2 protein-coding genes are annotated in these 3,793 nt (G+C 32.1%); both read right to left on the bottom strand.

Features of this window, described 5'->3' with window-relative positions:
* Nucleotides 1-193: 193 nt before the first annotated feature.
* On the bottom strand, nucleotides 194-3,394 hold the full coding sequence (locus EK368_RS05360; RefSeq protein ID WP_129597193.1) for a hypothetical protein: 3,201 nt from the start codon (nucleotides 3,392-3,394) through the stop codon (nucleotides 194-196).
* A 66-nt stretch (nucleotides 3,395-3,460) separates the two neighbouring features.
* The coding region (locus tag EK368_RS14815) for a hypothetical protein (RefSeq protein ID WP_165000331.1) at nucleotides 3,461-3,793 on the bottom strand (333 nt) is incomplete at its 5' end.

The following is a 3,793-nucleotide window of genomic DNA, read 5'->3' as shown; positions in this document are numbered from 1 at the left end:
CTCTCTAATAAAGTAATGGAGCAGGATTATGAACAATCCCACCCCAACTATTGACATAGAGCCGAAAAACCCCGTAGACTTTGCTTTCGCTTTTGTCTACGAGGTCCTTCTTAATTTGGTTTACTAATTTTTTACAGATAAGATTTTTGAATCAATGGAATCAATGTACCTGTCCCTGTAATTTACCTACCTACTATTTAGTATAAACCGTTTCTATTACACTTTCTTCATCTTTTTTATAAGTTAAATCAAAATCGTCTCCATATACATCAATTATAACTGTTTTATTATCTACAGTTTGTACTGCACTTCTATATAATACGTCAACACCTGTTGGTAATGCTGTTTCAAATGTAACTGTTAATTTTTTTGTATCTTCATCATATTCTGCATTTTTTCCCATAGTTTTTACAGATTCTACTATTTCTTTATCTGTTTGTGCTTCTTCTTCACTTCCTCCAATATATTGTTCAAAATGTCCTGCTATTAGAGGTTTGTATTCTGCTTTATACGCATAAGACATTTCCACTGTTTTTGGTGCAATTATATTTTCTCCTTCTTCACTCTTAAGAGTACTATCTACTGTAATAACATTATTACTTTCAAGAACTATATTGTTATTGCTAGCATTTCCTAAGAAAGTGTTTGGAAGTTTAATTTCAATTAAAGTTCCTGTAAGATCATTTCCTTTACTATCTGTAGCATATTTTGCTTCTTTTCTTACTGTTTTTGTTCCTGCAGGAATTTGTGCACCATTGATTGTATAAATGTTTGTTCTTAATGCATCAATAGACATTTCTGTTCCATATTGAATTGCTACAATATCATAATCTTCATGATTATCAAGAACTCCTGCCCAAATAATACGAGGTTCTCCTTTAACTATTTGATCTTCAACTGCTTTAATTGTTAAGTTTGCTGTTGTAGTAGCTGAAGTATTCCCAACATCATCCATGATTGAACGAATATATACTGTCCATTCTCCAGCAGTTAACTCGCCCTCTTTTGGTGCAATTACAAATTCCATATCATCAACAGCTAAACTATCATCTATAAGAATTCCTTCTATTGTTTTTGATTGATCAGCCTTTACAAATTCAAAAGTTGGCATTGGAATGCTTGTAATATCAAATCTTTTTGTTTGAGCTGTTGAACCAGTAATATTTTTTTCTTCATTTTTTGGAATTTGAATTGGCTCAGACATTTCAACTTTAACATTTGTTGTTTTTTCAACTTGTTCTGCTGTTGCAATTTCTGGTGACTCAGCATCAAGTTTTAAATCAAATACAAAAGATTCATATTTTTGTGCTGCCACATCTGTACGTTCACTTTTGATAAGTTCTGTCTCTCCATCATGTGTATTAACTGTTACACGTAATTGATTATATTCTGGTGTATAGTAGTTGATTGTAGTAGTTTTTGTTTGTAAAATTTCTGTCCAATCTCTTGTTAATTCAAATAAGAAATCTTTGTTTTTACCATCTATGTTAATAACTTGGACATCTTCTGAAACATCTACCCATCCATCTTCTGCTACTGTCTTAGGAACTTTACGTTCTACTTTGAAGTATGCATTTTGATCAACATCTTCAATACCATTAACTAATGAAGTTGCATTTGTATTTTTTACAACTGGCTCACTAAAGCTAAGTTTGTATTGTTCTACTGAATCTTGTGTCATATTAAATGTTGGTGCTCCTGGAAGTGCTGGTGTTTTAAATACAAACTCTTGTGTTTGTGCTTTATTTTGACCTGTTATATCTGTTTTTCCAGCATAGTCAATAATATTTGTAGCTTGAAGTAAATTATCTTTACCTGCTGCTCTTAAAAGTTCTAGTCCTTTTGCCTTTAATCTTAAAGATACATAGTTACGACTATCTTTTCCGTTTTCTTTATCGTATGCAAAATCCCATGTATTTTTTGGAGTTGCAAAGTTGTCATCTTCTGGAGTACGTCCTAAGAAAATTTCAACATGCTCAACAGTTAATGTTGTACCATTGATTACCCAGTTTTCTGGTTTTAATGCAGCTTCATCTGTTTCAGATCCTGGTGCATTTGTATATCCAGCAACTGGCTCTGTAAATTGAGCTACTAAAAGATTATATTCTGGTGTAGTTACTTTAAGTGCTTCTGGGGCAATAGCATCCACTAAGAAGAATTTTGCTGGATCTCTCTCAATGAAAATTCTATTTTCTTCTTTAACGCTTTCTTTATCTTTAATAGAAACTTCTGTTTCTGCATTATCATATAATGCTTTGTGTTCCATAAATAATATTTGTACTTTTCTGTTATCAATTTTTACAATATCAAGAATATCTTCTGCATTTCTTTCAACCCCTTTTGCAGGTTGTTTAATTGAAATATCAGCATTTCCATCTTCCCAACAGCTATATATTTTTTCAAAGTCAATGTCATGATTAAATCCAACAGTTACTCGGTCTGTACGTCCTGATTCAGCTGTAGTAACAAAAGAACGTTCATTTAAATTAACATCATCATCTTTTGATACTGGTTTATACGTAAGTATAATTGTCTTTTCCATACCATTATATTTAGCATCAGATGCTTCACGAATTGTAGCTGTAATTGTATCTGTTATAGTTTCTGATGATGATTTACTTGTTACTTGTACACTAGCTTCTCCATTTTGGAAAGCTACACTTGTACGTGCAAATGTTGCTCCTTGTGCTGAACGGAAGTCAACAATTCCTGTAAAGTTTTCATCTTTTTCACCATTTTCAAGACCTATTACCGCTGTTAAAGTAGTACTATCTGAACCATTTGCATTTAATTCTGTTTTTCCTGCTGTCAATGTAAAACCTTCTTCTACTTTAGCTTCAAAGTTTACTGTTGTAGTAAATTCTTTTCCTTCATAAGTAAAAGTAATTGTATTAGCCCCATCAACTAATGGGCTTGGAGTAAAATCAGTAATTTGTACCGCCTCAGCTGGTGCTCCCTCTCCACTAAAAGTTACAGATACTGTTGTAGCATTAATCGCACTTATTGATTCAACTTTTAATTCTCCTTCTACTGGTGGTTTTTCTTGACCTGGTTCTCCTTTTCCATCCCAAACAGGTGCATCTTTTGGTGCTTGAGCCGGATTTTGTTTTCCAAATTCCACAACATTTGTTCCTTCTGGTGCATTTCCATAATCATTTGCATCAAACACAATATTTTCTAGTCCTGTATCAAGAGATAAAATTAATGATTCATCAATATTTTCTGCTAAATATTTTTGAAATCCTTCTTTATATGCATCCTTATTTCCTATTTCATCTGCATCAAATCCTTGGTTTCCAACATAAACAGTACTTGCTGCAGCTGCTGAAGACACTCCTCCTAGAACCATTGCTGTTCCTAAAAGAAAAGAACATACTCTTTTGCTATTTTTCATTATTTACTTCCTCCTTTTTTTAACTCCTTTATCGTTTTAAACTATGAAATTTGATTTTAAAATTATTTATTTTGAAATTGAAAACTCTTGACCTTCAATTTCAAATTTAAATTCATTTTGACCTGCTTTAAACTCTCCTGGAACTGTAACAAATTTTCCATCTTCCATGTCTTTTGATAAAGCAATTCCATCTACTTCTACTAATTTTACTGCTTTTATATTTGATGGGAAATCTACTTTTACATAAAGTGTTCCAGCAATTACTCCTTCTTTTGTTCCTACATTTTCAGCTGTAAGCTCAACAACTTTATCTTCTATTACTTCAAACTTTAATATATTTGATTTGTCTGCTTTATATTCTCCTGGAACTGTAACAAATTTTCCATCTTCCATATCTTT

The sequence above is a fragment of the Anaerophilus nitritigenes genome (genome assembly GCF_004138215.1).
Taxonomy (GTDB): Bacteria; Bacillota; Clostridia; order Peptostreptococcales; family Thermotaleaceae; genus Anaerophilus; species Anaerophilus nitritogenes.
This window is presented reverse-complemented; position numbering and strand designations above follow the sequence as displayed.